Annotated in this window: 12 protein-coding genes and 1 riboswitch; of the genes, 7 read left to right on the top strand and 5 right to left on the bottom strand. The window is 66.9% G+C overall.

Annotation, left to right across the window (positions count from 1 at the left end):
- Nucleotides 1-29: 29 nt before the first annotated feature.
- The 4 genes from JC607_RS16045 to JC607_RS16060 all read right to left on the bottom strand — a co-directional run bounded on the left by JC607_RS16045 (nucleotide 30) and on the right by JC607_RS16060 (nucleotide 4,499).
- The gene (locus JC607_RS16045) at nucleotides 30-731 is read right to left on the bottom strand and encodes an ATP-binding cassette domain-containing protein (protein ID WP_198837908.1); all 702 of its coding nucleotides are present in this window, start codon (nucleotides 729-731) and stop codon (nucleotides 30-32) included.
- Complete coding sequence (locus tag JC607_RS16050; protein ID WP_198837909.1) at nucleotides 715-2,241, bottom strand: thiamine/thiamine pyrophosphate ABC transporter permease ThiP; 1,527 nt, start codon at nucleotides 2,239-2,241, stop codon at nucleotides 715-717. The genes JC607_RS16045 and JC607_RS16050 overlap by 17 nt, the downstream gene beginning before the upstream one ends.
- Complete coding sequence (gene thiB, locus JC607_RS16055) at nucleotides 2,217-3,191, bottom strand: thiamine ABC transporter substrate binding subunit (protein ID WP_198837954.1); 975 nt, start codon at nucleotides 3,189-3,191, stop codon at nucleotides 2,217-2,219. The genes JC607_RS16050 and thiB overlap by 25 nt, the downstream gene beginning before the upstream one ends.
- 46 nt (nucleotides 3,192-3,237) lie before the next feature.
- Nucleotides 3,238-3,338: riboswitch (TPP riboswitch) on the bottom strand.
- Nucleotides 3,339-3,476: 138 nt separating this feature from the next.
- Nucleotides 3,477-4,499, bottom strand: coding sequence for a TerC family protein (locus tag JC607_RS16060; RefSeq protein ID WP_198837910.1), 1,023 nt, complete (start codon nucleotides 4,497-4,499; stop codon nucleotides 3,477-3,479).
- Between the two features lie 306 nt (nucleotides 4,500-4,805).
- On the opposite strand from JC607_RS16060, the gene aroC reads away from it, so the two are divergent.
- From aroC to trxA, 7 genes are all read left to right on the top strand, one after another.
- Nucleotides 4,806-5,906 carry a chorismate synthase gene (gene aroC, locus JC607_RS16065; RefSeq protein WP_198837911.1) on the top strand — a complete coding sequence of 367 codons (1,101 nt, stop codon included), beginning with the start codon at nucleotides 4,806-4,808 and terminating at the stop codon, nucleotides 5,904-5,906.
- A gap of 38 nt (nucleotides 5,907-5,944) precedes the next feature.
- Complete coding sequence (tsaE, locus tag JC607_RS16070) at nucleotides 5,945-6,400, top strand: tRNA (adenosine(37)-N6)-threonylcarbamoyltransferase complex ATPase subunit type 1 TsaE (RefSeq protein ID WP_198837912.1); 456 nt, start codon at nucleotides 5,945-5,947, stop codon at nucleotides 6,398-6,400.
- Complete coding sequence (locus JC607_RS16075; protein WP_370584832.1) at nucleotides 6,397-7,395, top strand: aminoglycoside phosphotransferase family protein; 999 nt, start codon at nucleotides 6,397-6,399, stop codon at nucleotides 7,393-7,395. The genes tsaE and JC607_RS16075 overlap by 4 nt, the downstream gene beginning before the upstream one ends.
- Entirely contained in the window at nucleotides 7,374-8,087 is a 714-nt protein-coding gene (locus JC607_RS16080; protein WP_198837913.1) for a nucleotidyltransferase family protein, read from the top strand. The genes JC607_RS16075 and JC607_RS16080 overlap by 22 nt, the downstream gene beginning before the upstream one ends.
- Nucleotides 8,084-11,008, top strand: a complete 2,925-nt coding sequence (addB, locus tag JC607_RS16085; protein ID WP_198837914.1) for a double-strand break repair protein AddB — start codon at nucleotides 8,084-8,086, stop codon at nucleotides 11,006-11,008. Before JC607_RS16080 ends, addB begins: the two co-directional genes overlap by 4 nt.
- The gene (gene addA / locus JC607_RS16090; RefSeq protein ID WP_198837915.1) at nucleotides 11,005-14,316 is read left to right on the top strand and encodes a double-strand break repair helicase AddA; all 3,312 of its coding nucleotides are present in this window, start codon (nucleotides 11,005-11,007) and stop codon (nucleotides 14,314-14,316) included. Before addB ends, addA begins: the two co-directional genes overlap by 4 nt.
- 75 nt (nucleotides 14,317-14,391) lie before the next feature.
- A complete protein-coding gene (gene trxA, locus JC607_RS16095; protein WP_092899883.1) occupies nucleotides 14,392-14,718 on the top strand; it encodes a thioredoxin in 327 nt (108 codons plus the stop codon).
- Between the two features lie 50 nt (nucleotides 14,719-14,768).
- Here trxA and JC607_RS16100 read toward each other — a convergent pair whose 3' ends face one another.
- Nucleotides 14,769-15,467: a spermidine synthase gene (locus JC607_RS16100; RefSeq protein WP_198837916.1), complete on the bottom strand. Its 699-nt coding sequence runs from the start codon at nucleotides 15,465-15,467 to the stop codon at nucleotides 14,769-14,771.
- Nucleotides 15,468-15,527: the final 60 nt, after the last annotated feature.

Raw genomic sequence — 15,527 nt, forward strand, 5'->3', positions numbered from 1 at the left:
GCCCCGCCCCTCCGGCGGGGCTTTTCCTTTTACGTCTTAAAGCCAAGATAGGCCGCCAGCGCTGGCGGTGGATCGGCCAGCAAGGGCCCCGTCGCAACCGGCGCCGCCGCCACGCCATCCGCGACAAGCACCGTCTGCCCGGCAAAATCCAGCGCGTCGCGGGGCTCATGCGTAACCATCAGCACGGTGGCACCGGTTTCCCCGGCGACTTCGGCCAGCAGGGCCAGCATCTCTCCCTTCAACGCCGGTCCAAGCGCCGCAAAGGGCTCGTCCAGCAAGAGAAGCGGTCGCGCGCGAAGAAGCACCCGCGCCAGCGCCGCCCGGCTCGCCTGACCGCCGGAAAGCTGCGCGGGTTTTCGTGCGCCAAACCCCGACAGCCCGACCCGTTCCAGCGCCTCCGCCACCCGCACGTGATCCGGCGGCGTGAGCCGCAGATCCGGCCGGATCCCGAGCCCGAGATTCTGCGCCAGGGTCAGATGCGGAAACAGGTTCTGATCCTGAAACAGGATCGACAAAGGCCGCTCCCCCGGGGGCAGTCCGGTCAGATCGCGCCCGTCAAGCCAGATCCGGCCCGAGGCCGGTGCATAGAACCCGGCAATCGCTGCCAGAAGCGAGCTTTTCCCGGCGCCCGAAGGCCCGATCACCGCGATCTTCGCCCCAGGCTCCGCCTGCCAGTCCGCGGACAGCCGAAAGCCCTCCTGCTCCAGAACCAGGTTATCGAGCCTGAACATGCCGCCCTCCCGCATCGAAAATCCAAAAGAGCCCGAAGCTGAGCGTGATCAGCACCAGCGCTGCCGCCGCCGCGGCCTCGGTCCGATAGGCGCCCATCAGCTGTTGCACCAGAAGCGGCAATGTCGCCTCCTGGCCGCTGGCGAAAAGCGCGATCACGCCCAGATCCCCCATCGACAAAGCCGCCGCCACTCCGGCCGCAAATCCCAAAGGCCGCGCCAGCCGGGGCAGGGTCAGATAGCGCAACCGCGCGACCCCTTGCAGATCCAGTGATGCCGCCAGCCGCCCGTAATCCGCCTCGAGCGCGCGGGCATCGGTGATCAAAAGCCGGTAGACGAAAGGCAGCGCCATGACCGCATTGACCAGCACCGTCACCGGCAGCGCCAGCTGCCCGGGGGACGCAAAGGGCCGCGCGATCAGGAAAAGCCCGGTCCCAAGCACCAGGCCCGAGACTGCCAGCGGCAAAACGGCGTTCAGCTCCATCCTCCGCGAGCGGCTTCGCGCCACGCCAAGTGCCAGGGTCAGCCCCGCTGCCACCGTCACCAGCGTCGAGATCAGGGCGACCAGAACCGAGCGCAGCGAGGCCCCCCAGAGGCTGGGCGGCAGCTCCGCCAGCCCCGGCAGCCCGCGCAGGATCAGCGCGAGCAGTGGCAACAGCAGGAACGCTGCCGCCAGCAAAAGCCAGCCCGCATCCGCAAGGCGCCGCCAGCCCGCGGGCGCGGGCAGCGGCAGCGCGCGGTCAAGGCCCGCGCCGAAACCTGGCGCGGATGCCAGTCGCCAGGCCAGCAGGGCGGCAAACGCCCCGATCCCGGTCTGGATCAGCGACAGCCCCGCCGCATCGCCAAGGTCGAATTCGAACCGGATCGCCTGATAGATCGCCAGTTCCAGCGTGGTGGCACGCGGGCCGCCGCCCAGCGTCAGCGCCACGGCGAAAGAGGTCAGGCAGATCGCAAAAACCGTCGCCAGCGCGCCGGGCAGGACCGACGCCAGCATCGGGCGCTCGATATGGCGCGCGATGTCGCGCGGGCGAAAACCCAACGAGGCGGCAAGGCGAAACCGCTCTGACGGCACCGAGACCCAGGCCTGCAGGATCATCCGCACAGCCAGCGGCAGGTTCAGGAAGACATGCGCGATGACCACACCATGCAGCCCATAAATGCTGAACCCGGGCAGGCCGAGCGTGGCAAGGCCCGCATTGACCCAGCCCGAGCGGCCGAAAACCGTGATCAGCCCGATCACCGCGACGATCACCGGCAGAAGGAACGGGGCGCCCATCAGGGTGATCAGAAGGCCCCGCAAGGGAAAGCGCCGCCGCGCCAGCGCTTTTGCGACCGGCACCGCCAGCGCGACGGAGATCAACGCCGAAAGCCCGGCCTGCAACAGGGTAAACCGCAGCGCAGCAAGGTCAGGTGTGCTCAGCCTTACGCCCCCCGCCCTGAAGGCCACCGCCGCCAGAGGCGCGGCGACCATGAGCGCGGCGGCGAGGCTTACTGCCCGAGCGAGGCTTGCCATTCCGCCAGCGCAGGGCCCCGCGCCTCCAGCGCCTCATCGGCGGTCAGCAACAAGGATTTCGCCGGACGGTGGGTCTCGAACCCTTCGGGCAGCGCGATCTCGGTTGCGGGATACATCCAGTTGGTTTCCGGGATCACCGACTGGAAGGCCGGCGACTGGGTGAAGGCGATGAACTCCTTCGCAAGTTCGGGCTGTTTTGAGGAGGCGAGGATGCCCGCGACCTCGATTTGCAGGTAATGGCCCTCGGCAAATTCGGCCCAGTCCTTGCTGTCGTCTTTCTCGGCCAGCCGGTGATAGGCGGGGGAAGTGGTATAGGAGAGAACCATATCCGCCTCGCCCCCGAGGAAGAGGCCGTAAGCCTCGGACCAGCCCGGGGTCACGGTCAGGATATTATCGGAGAGCCCGGTCCAGATTTCGGGGGCGCGGTCACCATATGCTGCCTTGACCCACATCAGCAGACCGAGGCCGGGGGTCGATGAGCGCGGATCCTGGATCACGATCTTCAGATCGCTGTCGCCCAGGGCGCGGAAATCTTCGGGCGGCATTGCGGTTTTGGTGCGGTCATAGACAAAGGCGAACCAGCCCCAGTCCCATGGCAGGAAGAGATCATCCTCAAAGGCGACGGGCAGGCCGGTCGGTGCCGCTTCGCCATGTGGGGCGAAAAGTCCGGTCGCGCGCGCCTGGGCGGTCAGGTTGTTGTCGAGGCCAAGAACGACATCCGCCTCGGTGGCGGCACCTTCGAGCTGGAGACGCGCCAGCAATGCCGCGCCGTCGCCGCCGGTGACAAAGCGCAGATCGCAGCCGCAGACCTCTTCAAACGCCTTTTCCACCGCCGGGCCGGGGCCCCATTCGGTGGTGAAACTGTCATAGGTCATGACGGTGAGCACGGGGGTCTCTGCCGCTGCCGCCAGGGGCAGGGAAGCGAGACATGCCGCAAGGAAGGGGCGCATCGGGCGCATGGAGGTCCTCCTGTTGCGACGGGGGCGATGCGCAAGGGGGGATCCGATGCACCTTCCCTCCGCCGGTATGAGCCGGTTCAGGTTCAACGGGTCCGCATGACGCATCTCAGCCCGTGACGGGCACCCCGAGGTGGGGCGGAGCATAGGGGAATGCCGGCGGGGTGCAAGGGGCAGCCGGGGGAGGGGGCGCTGCCCCCGAGGCTCTGGCGAGCCTCTCCCCCGGGATATTTAGCGACAGAAAATGAGGAAGGGGCGCGGTCAGCGCCCCTTGCGGGTTCAGGGGCGGGCGGGGTGGTTGTCGCCTGGCTCGCCGGGGAGGGTGGCATGAACTGGCTGGCCGCGGGTCTTCCACAGCGAGACGACGACGCCGGTGGCGAGGATCGCGAAAGTGACGCCGAGCGAGACCGAGGCCGGGAATTTCTCAAGATCCAGCAGGGCGGCGACAAAGACCTTGGAGCCGATGAAGATCAGGAGGATCGCCAGCGCATATTTCAGATAGGCGAAGCGGTGCAGGATCGCGGCCAGTGCGAAGTAGAGCGCGCGCAGCCCGAGGATCGCGAAGATATTCGAGGTGAAGACGATATAGGGGTCAGAGGTGATGGCGAAGACCGCCGGAACTGAATCGACTGCGAAGACCACATCGGCGATTTCCACCATGATCAGCGCGAGCAGAAGGGGCGTCGCAAAGAGTTTCAGCTTGCCGGTCTTCGGGTCTTCCTTGCGCACGGTAAAAGCGTGACCATGCAGCTCATCGGTGAAATTGAGGCGCCGGCGCAGGAATTTCAGCAGGGGGTTGCTGGCGATATCGGGGGCGTGATCGTCTTTGGCGAGCAGCATTTTAAGGCCGGTGAAGATCAGGAATGCGGCGAAGATATAGAGCACCCAGTGATAGTTCTGCACCAGAGCCGCGCCGAAGCCGATCATCAGCCCTCGCAGGATAATGACGCCCAGGATGCCCCAGAACAGCGCCCGATGCTGGTATTTGCGGGGGATGGCGAAAAAGCCGAAGATCATCGCGATCACAAAGACATTGTCCATCGCCAGGGATTTCTCGACCACGAAAGCGGTGAGGTAGAGGCCTGCGGCCTCGGGCCCGATCTGCCACCAGACAAAACCGGCAAAGGCCACGCCAAGCGTGACATAAAAGGCCGAGAGCTTCAGGCTTTTCGCGACGCCGATTTCCTCGTCGCCCTTGTTCAGGAGGCCGAGGTCCAGCACCAGCAGCACGAGGACGATTGCAAGGAAGGTGAGCCAGAGCCAGAGCGGCTTGCCCAGAAACAAAGTCAGCAGGATCTCCATCCGACTGTAGCCCTTTACACAAGGCGCCAGAGGGAATGACCGTCAGCTGAACCGTGGAAACGGATCGGGAAAATGCCGGGCAATCCATCGGGCGCGTTTCCCGATGCGGTCCGACATCACGCCAGGCGTTTCCCGAAAGAAACTGGCCCTGAGCGCCAGAGGGGCCCGGCCCGCTTTGGTGAAGTGGGGGCAGGCGGTGCCATTTCAACCCCGCGCTTCACTTTTTTGTGGAATGAGGTTGTAACCTGCAAGGGGCGGGCGCTATGCCGCCTGTGTCAGCCCGCCCTGTCAGCACGGAGCACCGTCATGAGCCTCAACACATTCGGCCATCTCTTCCGCGTCACCACCTGGGGCGAGAGTCACGGCCCGGCGCTTGGCTGCACGGTGGATGGCTGTCCTCCGGGCGTACGGCTGACAGAGGGCGATATTCAGCCCTGGCTGGATCTGAGGAAACCCGGCACCTCGAAATACACCACGCAGCGGCGTGAGGCGGATGAGGTGAAGATCCTGTCGGGCGTGTTTGACGGCGTGACGACCGGCACGCCGATCCAGCTGATGATCGAGAATACCGACCAGCGCAGCAAGGATTATGGCGAGATCGCCCATGCCTTCCGCCCCGGTCATGCCGATATCGCCTATCATCTGAAATATGGCCTGCGCGATTATCGCGGCGGCGGGCGGTCTTCGGCGCGGGAAACGGCGGCGCGGGTCGCGGCGGGGGGGGTTGCGCGGGCGGTTCTCGACATGATCGCGCCCGAGGTGACGATTACCGGCTATATGGTGCAGATGGGCGAGAAAAAGATCGACCGGCTGCGGTTTGATGCGGGCCAGATCCGTGAGAACCCGTTCTTCTGCCCCGATATTGTCGCGGCGCAGGACTGGGCGGTCTATCTCGATGATCTGCGCCGGTCGCATAATTCGGTGGGCGCAGTGATCGAGGTCGTGGCCGAGGGCGTGCCGCCGGGCCTCGGCGCGCCGCTTTATGGCAAGCTGGATTCTGACCTGGCCAGCGCGATGATGTCGATCAATGCGGTCAAAGGTGTCGAGATCGGCGATGGCATGGCCTCGGCCGCGCTGACCGGGGTCGAGAATGCCGATGAGATGCGGATGGGCCAGGATGGGGTCGAGTTCCTGTCGAACCATGCGGGCGGGATCCTCGGCGGGATTTCCACCGGGCAGCCGGTGGTGTGCCGGTTCGCGGTCAAGCCGACCTCGTCGATCCTGACGCCGCGCCGCACCGTGAACGAATTCGGCCAGGAGCTCGACCTTGTGACCAAGGGCCGCCACGACCCCTGTGTCGGCATCCGTGCGGTACCGGTGGGTGAGGCGATGATGGCCTGTGTGATCCTCGATCACATCCTGCTGGACCGCGGCCAGACCGCCGGACGGCGTGGCCGCATCGGCTGAGGCTTGCGCCTGACCGGGCAAAAGCCGAAACTCGCGCCATGAAATCTGTCGATCTTTTCCTGCCCGATGAAGAGGCGGCGCGCCTGTTCGGGGGGCGGTTCGGGCTGTGCCTGCGTCCGGGCATGACCGTGCTGCTGGAAGGCCCGGTTGGCGCCGGGAAGTCGCATCTCGCCCGCGCGGCGATCCGCGCCATGGCAGGGGCTGAAATCGACGTGCCTTCGCCCACCTTCACCCTGGTGCAAAGCTACGAGACCGAAGCCGGAGAGGTCTGGCATGCCGACCTTTACCGGCTGAGCCATATTGGCGAGGTCGAAGAGCTGGGTCTCGCCGAAGCCATCGGGCGCGACATCCTGCTGATCGAATGGCCCGACAGGCTGGGGCACTATGCGCCTGACGAGGCGATCCGCGTGACGCTGTCCTATGAGGGGGAAGGGCGGCGGCTGCTGGTCTCCGGGCCAGAGGGTTTCCTCGCCTGCCTTGCGGGGGCGCCGTGAGAGAGGTTGCAAAGACAGAGTTCCTGGCCCGGGCCGGCTGGGCTGCGGCGCGGCGCAGTCATCTCGCGGGGGATGCCTCGGCCAGGTCCTATGAGCGGCTGGTGCTGGGCGATCAGCGCGCGGTCCTGATGGATGCACCGCCCGGATGTGGCGATGATATCGGCGATTTCCACCGGATCGGCGCGCATCTGGCTGGGCTTGGCCTCTCGCCTCCTTTGACCCTTGCGATGGATGAGGCGCAGGGCCTCATGCTGATCGAGGATCTCGGTGACGGGATCTATGCGCGGCTGCTCGAGGCCGATTCCACAGCGGAACTGCCGCTTTACACGGCGGCGGTGGATGCGCTGATCCGCCTGCAATGCGCGGCGCCGCCCGGCCCCCTGCCGGATCTGAGCGCGGCGGACTGGGCGGCGTCAGCCGCTCTGGCGCCGGAATTCTATGCCCTTGCCGCCACTGGAGACCGACCCGATGCGGCGCCGCTCATCGGTGCGCTTGAGACTGCAATCCGCGCCCATGCCGACGGGCCGCGCGTGCTGATCCTGCGCGATTATCATGCCGAGAACCTTCTCTGGCTGCCCGATCGTCAGGGTGTCGCACGGGTCGGGTTGCTGGATTTCCAGCTCGGTCAGATGGGGCAGCCGGAATATGATCTTGTGTCCTTGTTGCAGGATGCGCGGCGTGACGTGTCACCCGGGGTCGAGGCCGCGATGGTGGCGCATTTCGCGCGAGAGACAGGGCGCGGCGATATCACGGCGTCCTATGCCACGCTTGGCGCGCTTCGGGCGCTTCGGATCATCGGGATTTTCGCGCGGCTGACCATGGTGGCGGGCAAGGACCGTTACCTCGCGTTTCTGCCCCGGGTCTGGGGTCAGCTGATGCGCAACCTTGCCCATCCAGGCCTGGTGGAACTGCGCGGTGAAACCCTCGCTCTCCTGCCAGATCCCACACCAGCCATCATCGAAAGGATCAGGTCATGCAGCCCGCCTTCCCCCTGATGGTCTTTGCCGCCGGTTTCGGAACCCGCATGCGCGCGCTGACCCGGAACCGCCCGAAGCCTCTGATCGAGGTGGCCGGGCAGAGCCTCCTCGATCGCGCGCTGGATCTGGGGGCCGGGGCGGGCTGCGACCCGGTGGTGGTCAATACGCATTACCTCTCGCAGCAGATCGCGGATCACCTGAGGGGCCGCCCGATCCGCATCAGCCATGAACCCGAGATCCTCGAGACCGGCGGCGGGCTGAAGGCGGCGCTGCCGGCACTTGGCCATGGCGCGGTGATGACGCTTAACCCGGATGTGGTCTGGACGGGGGGCAATCCGCTCAGCGCGCTGGCGCGGGCCTGGGATCCTTTGCAGATGGGGGCGCTGTTGCTGGTAAAGCCGCGCGAGGGCCTGCCGGGCCGCAAGGGCGGGGCAGATTTCTCGCTGGGCGCGGATGGCCGCCTGACCCGGATGCGCCGCGACAGCGAGACCGGCGAGGATCTCGACCCGAATGGCATGGTCTATCTCGGCGCGCAGATCCTGCGCACGGACTGGCTGTTCCGCCACCCCGAGCGGGTGTTTTCCCTGAACCTCGCCTGGGATGACATGATCCGGAATGACCGCGCCTACGGTCTGATCTGGGAGGGCGGCTGGTGCGATGTCGGCAGCCCCGAAGGTCTCGCCGAGGCCGGGGCTTTGCTGGCGTCATGATGTTCCCCGGATCCGGACCCCGCCTCTTCGGCCTGCCCCCCGGCGTGGATTTCCCCGCAAGGCTGGCGGCGGGCCTGCGCACGCGGCTTGCAGGCCAGCCGCCCGAGGCCATGGCGCGGGTGACGGTTTATCTGAACAGCCAGCGGATGCGCCGCCGCTTGCGCGAGACGCTTCTGGTCCAGGGCGCCGGTTTCCTGCCCCGGCTGAAACTGGTGTCGGAACCGGGGAATGATCCTTTGCTGACGGGCCAGGTCGAGGCCGCCTCGCCTTTGGGGCGGCGGCTGGAACTGGCGGTGCTGATCGACCGGCTGCTGGCGGCAGAGCCCGATCTTGCGCCGCGTCACGCGCTTTATGACCTGGCCGACAGCCTTGCAGGGCTGATGGATGAGATGCGGGCGGAAGAGGTCGATCCGGGCGCACTCGACCTTCTCGATATCGAGGGCCATGCCGCGCATTGGTCGCGCACCCGCCGTTTCGTCTCGCTGATCGCGCAGTTTTTCACCGAAGGTGCGGCGCCGGACAGCGAGGCGCGGCTGCGGCTGGCGCTTTTGGCGCAGATCAGCGCCTGGGAGGCGGCACCGACCCCCGATCCGGTGATTGTTGCCGGATCGACCGGCTCGCGCGGAACCTCGGCTTTGCTGATGCAGGCAGTGGCGCGGCTGCCGCAGGGCGCGATCCTGGTGCCGGGCTTTGATTTCGACCAGCCGGAGGAGGTCTGGGCCAGCCTTGATGACGGGACCGGCCAGGAGGATCACCCGCAATATCGCTATCACCGGCTGATGCAGACGCTGGGCCTTGGCCCACTGGAGGTGCAGGACTGGGACGCACAGGGCACTCCCGATCCGGCGCGGGGCCGGCTGATTTCGCTGGCGCTTCGTCCGGCGCCGGTCACCGATCAATGGATCGCGCAGGGGCCGGATCTGGGCGATTTGCAGGCCGCAACCGCGCGCATGACGCTGATCGAGGCCGCGAGCCCGCGTGACGAGGCCCAGGCGATTGCCCTTTGTCTGCGCGAGGCGGTTGCGGCGGGGAAACGCGCGGCGCTTTTAACACCGGACCGTGACCTCACGCGGCGGGTGACGGCGGCGCTGGACCGCTGGCGGCTGGTCCCGGACGATTCCGCCGGCTCGCCGCTGATCCACAGCCCGGCGGGGCGGATGTTGCGGCTGGTCGCGCGCGGTATGGGCAAGCGGCTGATGGCGGATGAGGTGCTGACGCTGCTGAAGCACCCTTTGTGTTTCTCTACCGATCAGCGCGGCCCGCATCTGCGGCTGACGCATGAGCTGGAACTGCGGCTCAGGGCGCGCGGCCCGGCCTATCCCGATCTCGCCTCGCTGCAGGCCTGGGCGGCAGAGCAGCGCGATCCTTTTGCGGGTCCCTGGGGCGATTGGCTCGGCGGGCTTTTGGCAGAGCTGGAGGCCTGCGCCCCGGCCCCCCTCCCCGATCTGATCACCCGCCACCGCGCGCTGGCCGAGGCTTTCGCGCGCGGGACAGATGCCGGAACCGGCAGGCTCTGGCAGGATGCGGCGGGCGAAGCGGCGCTCGGCGTGATCGAAGACCTCGCCGCCGAGGCGCCCGGGGCGCTGCATCTCGGCCTTGGCGATTATGCCGCGCTGGCGGATGGGGTGATCAACCGCGCCCAGGTGCGCAGCCTGATCCCGGCGGATGAGCGGATCGTGATCCTTGGCGCCCAGGAAGCGCGGGTCCAGGGCGCCGATCTCGTGGTGCTTGCCGGTCTGACCGAGGGCGTCTGGCCGGCACAGCCCGACCCCGACCCCTGGCTGAACCGCAAGATGCGGATGGAGCTGGGGCTTTTGCTGCCCGAGCGCCGCATCGGGCTTTCGGCGCATGATTTCCAGATGGCGGTCGCGGCGCCCGAAGTGGTGCTGAGCCACGCGCACAGGAATGCCGAGGCCGAAACCGTGCCGTCCCGCTGGCTGAACCGGCTGATGAACCTGCTTGATGGCTTGCCGGACCAGGGCGGGCGCGCCGCGCTGGCCGCGATGAAAGCGCGCGGCAACCGGCTGATCCGGGATGCGGGTCTGGTGGCAGCGCCGATCCTCTCGCCCCGCGCGCGCCGCCCCTCGCCGCGCCCGAAGGTGGCGGACCGTCCGAAATCGCTGTCGCTGACCGAGATCGAAAAGCTGATCCGCGACCCCTATGCGATCTATGCGCGGCACCTGTTGCGGCTGCGCCCGCTGATGCCTCTGCGTCCGATGGCGGATGCGCGGCTCAGGGGCGAGATCCTGCATAAGGTGCCCGAGGCGCTTTTGCGCGAAGGCCTGCCGCCCACTGCCGCCGAGGCCGCAGCCGCGCTGATGCGGATCACCGACCGGGTGCTTGAGGAAGACGTGGCCTGGCCCGCGATGCGCGCGATCTGGCGGGCGCGGATGGCGGAACTGGCGCTGCCCTTCGTGCAGGGGCTTCTGGCCGAGGGCGGCGAGGTGGTCTCACTGGAACAGAAATACCGGGTCGAGCTGAAGGACCCGGATTTCGTGCTGGTCGGCAAACCCGACCGGCTGGATGTGACGGCGGAAGGCAAGCTCAGGATCGTCGATTACAAGACCGGCGCGCCGCCGACGGAAAAGCAGCAGGCGGCATTCGCGAAACAGCTGCATCTGGCGGCGGTGATGGCGAGCCTTGGCGGCTTTCCCGAGGCCGGTTTCCCCGATGAGGTCGAGATCGCGTATATCCGTCTGAGCGCCGATCTGAAGACGATATCGGCAGTGCTTGGCCCCGATGACCTGCATCGGCTGCTGGAAGAATTCCGCCGGTTGATCCGCGCCTGGGAAGACCCCGGGCGGGGCTATACCGCGCGCCAGGCCATGCTGGGCGCGCGTGAGCACAGCGATTATGACGATCTCGCGCGGTTTGGCGAATGGGACATCACCGAACAGGCCGAACCGGAGGATATGCCATGACCCAGCATCCGGCATCCCTGGCGCAGATCGCGGCGGCAGATCCTTCGGTCAATGTCTGGCTGGTGGCCAACGCGGGGTCTGGCAAGACCAAGGTGCTGACCGACCGGGTGGCGCGGCTGTTGCTGCGCGGCACCGACCCGCAGAATATCCTCTGCCTGACCTATACCAAGGCCGCGGCCGCCGAGATGCAGAACCGTCTCTTCCGCCGGCTGGGGGAATGGGCGATGGCGCCGGATGCGGGGCTGCGCCGGAACCTTGGCGATCTGGGCGAAGGCGGCGATCTGTCGGAAGCCGCGCTGAAACGCGCCCGCCAGCTCTTTGCCCGCGCCATCGAGACGCCGGGCGGCATCCGGATCCAGACCATTCACTCCTTCTGCGCCGGTCTCTTGCGGCGCTTTCCGCTGGAGGCCGGGGTCAGCCCGTCTTTCAGCGAACTTGATGACCGGTCGGCGGAACTTCTGCGCAACCAGATCCTTGAGGAAATGGCCGAAGGCGAGGCGCGCGGCCTGTTCGAGGCGATCCTGCCCGAGGTGGGCGAGCGGATTGATCCCTTCCTTGCAAAACTCACCGGGATGCGGGCCGAGCTGATGCAGGTGCCGGAAGAGGCCGCGCTGCGGGTGGCGTTCGGGCTGCCGCCGGGCCTTGATGAGGCGGCATTGGAGGAAGAGGTCTTCGGACCGGGCGATCAGGCGATGATCGACGCGGTGGCGCCGGTGTTGATCGGGTCTTCTAAGGTGACCGACCAGAAAGCGGGGGCCGCGCTGGCGGCCTTGCCACCGCTCGGGGTTGCGGTCCTGCCGGTGCTCGAAGGACTGTTCCTGTTTGGCGCCACGGCGAAAGCACCGTTCGGGGCAAAGCTGGACACTTTCCCGACCAAAGACTGCCGCGCGGCGCTCGGGGCGCATCTCGACGGGCTGCAATCGCTGATGCGCCGGGTCGAGGGCGGGCGGGCGTTGCGGCTTGGCCTTTCGGCGTTTCGCAAAGCACTGGCGCTGCACCGGTTCGCCGCCGATTTCCTGCGCCGCTATGAGGGCGCGAAAGCCACGCATGGCTGGCTCGATTTCGATGATTTCATCACCCGCGCGACGGCCTTGCTGACCGACCCGAGTGTGGCGCCATGGGTGCTGTACCGCCTTGATGGCTCCATCGACCATGTGCTGGTTGATGAGGCCCAGGACACCTCGCCCGCGCAATGGAAGATCATCGCGGCGCTGACTGAAGAATTCATGGCCGGGGAAGGCGCGCGCGACACCGAGCGGTCGCTTTTCGTGGTCGGTGACAAGAAACAGTCGATCTATTCCTTCCAGGGCGCCGATGTGGCGGGGTTTGATGCGGTAAAAACCCGTTTCGCGCAAGGTTTTGCGGCGGCGGGTGTGCCGGTCACCGAACAGGCGCTGGAATATTCCTTCCGCTCGTCTCGCGCGCTGCTGGATCTGGTCGATCAGTCCTTCCCGGGCGAGGCCGAGGCGGCGCTTGGCGGGGCTTTCCGCCACCGTCCTTTCCACGAGGCGCTGCCCGGACGGGTGGAGGTCTGGCCGGTTGTCCCGAAACCCGAAGACCCGGAGCCGGGCGAATGGTTCGACCCCATAGACCAGGTCGGCGAGGAAGACGCGACCGAGGTGCTGGCCCGCCAGATCGCGGCTGAGATCGCGGCGATGATTGCGGCGGGACGGCAGATCCCGGATCACCGCGCGCCTGGCGGGTTCCGTCCGGTTCATGCCGGGGATTTCCTGATCCTCGTGCAGCGGCGCGGGCCGATCTTCAACGCGGTGATCCGCGCCTGCAAGACCGCTGGCCTGCCGATTGCCGGACCGGACCGGCTGACGCTGACAGGGGAACTCGCGGTGCGTGACCTGCTGGCGCTCTTGTCCTTCCTCAACACGCCCGAGGATGATCTGGCACTGGCCCAGGTGCTGCGCTCGCCGCTGTTCGGCTGGTCCGAAGCGCGGCTTTACGCGCTGGCGCATGGGCGCAAGGGCTATCTCTGGGAGCGTCTGCGCCATCTCGACGAGCCCGGGACGCTGTCGGTGCTGGATGATCTGAGGAAGCTTGCCGAATATATGCGGCCCTATGATCTGCTGGACCGGGTGCTGACGCGGCATCAGGGGCGCGCAAAGCTCCTGGGTCGGATGGGCGATGAAGCGGCGGATGCGATTGACGAGCTGTCGCAGCAGGCGCTGGCCTATGAGCGCGGCGAAGTGCCCAGCCTGACCGGGTTTCTGGTCTGGATGGAGGCCGGCGAGGTCGAGGTCAAGCGCCAGGCCGAGGGCGAGGGGCGGCTGATCCGCGTCATGACGGTGCATGGATCGAAGGGCCTTGAGGCGCCGGTGGTGATCCTGCCCGATACCGGCGACCGGCGGCTGACCGATAAGGACATGATCCTTGCGATCGGTGAGGGCATGGTCACCTGGTCGGGGCGCAAGGCGGAAGATACCGGCCTCGAGGCCGAGACCAAAGCCGCCCGCGCGGCGGCGCGTGAGGCCGAAAACCTGCGGCTGCTTTACGTGGCGATGACGCGGGCAAAGCACTGGCTGATCGTCGCGGCGGCGGGCGAGGCGGGGCCGGGATCATGGCATCATGCGGCGCTGACCGGGGCAGAGGCGCTGGGCGCTGTGCCGGGCGAGGACGGGCGCATCCGTCTGGGGTTTGGCGACTGGCCGGGGGATGCCCCTGCGGCAGCAGCCGCGCCAGAGGTGCCGCATGCGCTCAGCCTCGCGCCGCTGCCGGGCGCGGTGGCGCCGCCGCGGATCTGGTCGCCCTCGGGCCTCGGCGGTGGCGAAGCCAAGGTCGAGGGCGGGCGATTCCACGTGGTGCTGGATTTCGAGGAAGACGATCCGCTGGAGCGCGGCACCAGGCTGCATCTTTTGCTGCAACATCTGGCAGAGGCGCCGGTTGCGGCCTGGCCGCAGCTCGCGGCCCGGCTGGGCGCGGGCGAGGTACTGCTGGGTGAGGCGCGGGCGATCCTGACCGCGCCGGATCTGGCCTGGATGTTCGGCCCGGGAAGCCTTGCCGAGGCCGAGCTTTCGGCGCCCTGGAATGGCGGCTGGCTGGCCGGGTCGGTCGACCGGCTGGTGATCACCCCCGACCGCATCACGGTGGTCGATTTCAAATCGAACGCGGTGGTGCCCGACGGTGAGGATGGCATCCCTGAACCCTATCTGCGCCAGCTTGGTGCCTATGCCCATGCGGCGGCGCTGATTTACCCCGGGCGCGAGATCAGGGCGGCAATCCTCTGGACCAGGGTGCCCCGGCTGATGCCGGTGGATCCCGCCAGGGTGCAGGCCGCCTTGCAGCGCGCGCAGGCCTGATCAGCCGGACCGGTCCTTGACGTTCGCCAGGGTCAAACCTAGCTTCCATACAACCCAATTCTCAGGAGAGACCCCATGGGCGCTGCAACTGTCGCTGTTACCGATGCCACTTTCGACGCCGAAGTCCGCCAGTCGGATGTGCCGGTGGTGGTGGATTTCTGGGCCGAATGGTGCGGCCCGTGCCGGATGATCGGCCCGGCTCTGGAAGAGCTGGCGACCGAATATGCCGGCAAGGTCAAGATCGTGAAGGTCAATGTCGACGAGAACCCGGAAAGCCCGGCGGCGCTTGGCGTGCGCGGCATCCCGGCTCTGTTCCTGTTCAAGGATGGCCAGGTCGTGTCGAACAAGGTCGGCGCCGCGCCGAAAGCTGCGCTGGACAACTGGATCAAGGCGGCAATCTGATCTGTCGGACGAATGCGGACGGCCCCGGGAAACCCGGGGCCGTTTGCGTTTCATGCGGCCTTTTTCAGGCCCAGAGCCGCCGCGTCATCGGCGGCGAAATAGATGTGATGCATTGCATCGACCCGCCCCGGCATCAGCGCGATATCATCGCGCCGCCAGGGCCAGCCCTGCCGGGTCAGACGCTGTTCGAAACCGGGGGCGATCTCGGCCGACCAGAAAGCGGCAATACCGCCTTTGGCCAGCGCCCCCCGGCTGCGGCTCAACCCGCTTTCGGTATAGATCGCGCCATTGGTGTCCCGCACCAGAGTGTCCGGCCCGTTATCGGTATCCATCAGGATCACGTCGAACCGCCCCGGATTGCGCGCCAGAACCGCTGTCACATCTGCGATTTCAACGCTTACGCGCGGATCGGTCAGCGGATGACCGGCGAGATGCGAGAGCCGCCCGTGATTCCAGGCGACGATTTCCGGCACCAGTTCGCATACCGTCACCTGTGCCCCTGGGCCCAGCAGATCCAGCGCGGCGCGCAAAGTATAGCCCATGCCAAGCCCGGCGATCAGCACATCGCGCGGCGCACGGCCCAGCAGACGCAGCGCGCGGGTCGCCAGCACCGCTTCGGACTGATGGTTGAGGTTCGACATCAGCTCGATGCCGTTATAGCGGATCTCGTAAAGGCTATCCCGCTGGCGCAAAAGGATTTCATCGCCCGCCGCATTGGTGGCGCGGGCCAGATCGTTCCAGACTGTCATGGCTGTCCCATAGCTGAAGCCGCGCCAGGCGCGGTCTGTCAAAATCAAGCAGGTTCAGAG

Source organism: Paracoccus sp. IB05 (assembly GCF_016405985.1).
GTDB lineage: Bacteria > Pseudomonadota > Alphaproteobacteria > Rhodobacterales > Rhodobacteraceae > Pseudogemmobacter.

Bases quoted from the DNA above. Each gene is read 5' to 3' on its own strand.
- JC607_RS16045 (WP_198837908.1), bottom strand. From the start codon at position 731: ATGTTCAGGCTCGATAACCTGGTTCTGGAGCAGGAGGGCTTTCGGCTG.
- JC607_RS16050 (WP_198837909.1), bottom strand. From the start codon at position 2,241: ATGGCAAGCCTCGCTCGGGCAGTAAGCCTCGCCGCCGCGCTCATGGTC.
- thiB (WP_198837954.1), bottom strand. From the start codon at position 3,191: ATGCGCCCCTTCCTTGCGGCATGTCTCGCTTCCCTGCCCCTGGCGGCA.
- JC607_RS16060 (WP_198837910.1), bottom strand. From the start codon at position 4,499: ATGGAGATCCTGCTGACTTTGTTTCTGGGCAAGCCGCTCTGGCTCTGG.
- aroC (WP_198837911.1), top strand. From the start codon at position 4,806: ATGAGCCTCAACACATTCGGCCATCTCTTCCGCGTCACCACCTGGGGC.
- tsaE (WP_198837912.1), top strand. From the start codon at position 5,945: ATGAAATCTGTCGATCTTTTCCTGCCCGATGAAGAGGCGGCGCGCCTG.
- JC607_RS16080 (WP_198837913.1), top strand. From the start codon at position 7,374: ATGCAGCCCGCCTTCCCCCTGATGGTCTTTGCCGCCGGTTTCGGAACC.
- addB (WP_198837914.1), top strand. From the start codon at position 8,084: ATGATGTTCCCCGGATCCGGACCCCGCCTCTTCGGCCTGCCCCCCGGC.
- addA (WP_198837915.1), top strand. From the start codon at position 11,005: ATGACCCAGCATCCGGCATCCCTGGCGCAGATCGCGGCGGCAGATCCT.
- trxA (WP_092899883.1), top strand. From the start codon at position 14,392: ATGGGCGCTGCAACTGTCGCTGTTACCGATGCCACTTTCGACGCCGAA.
- JC607_RS16100 (WP_198837916.1), bottom strand. From the start codon at position 15,467: ATGACAGTCTGGAACGATCTGGCCCGCGCCACCAATGCGGCGGGCGAT.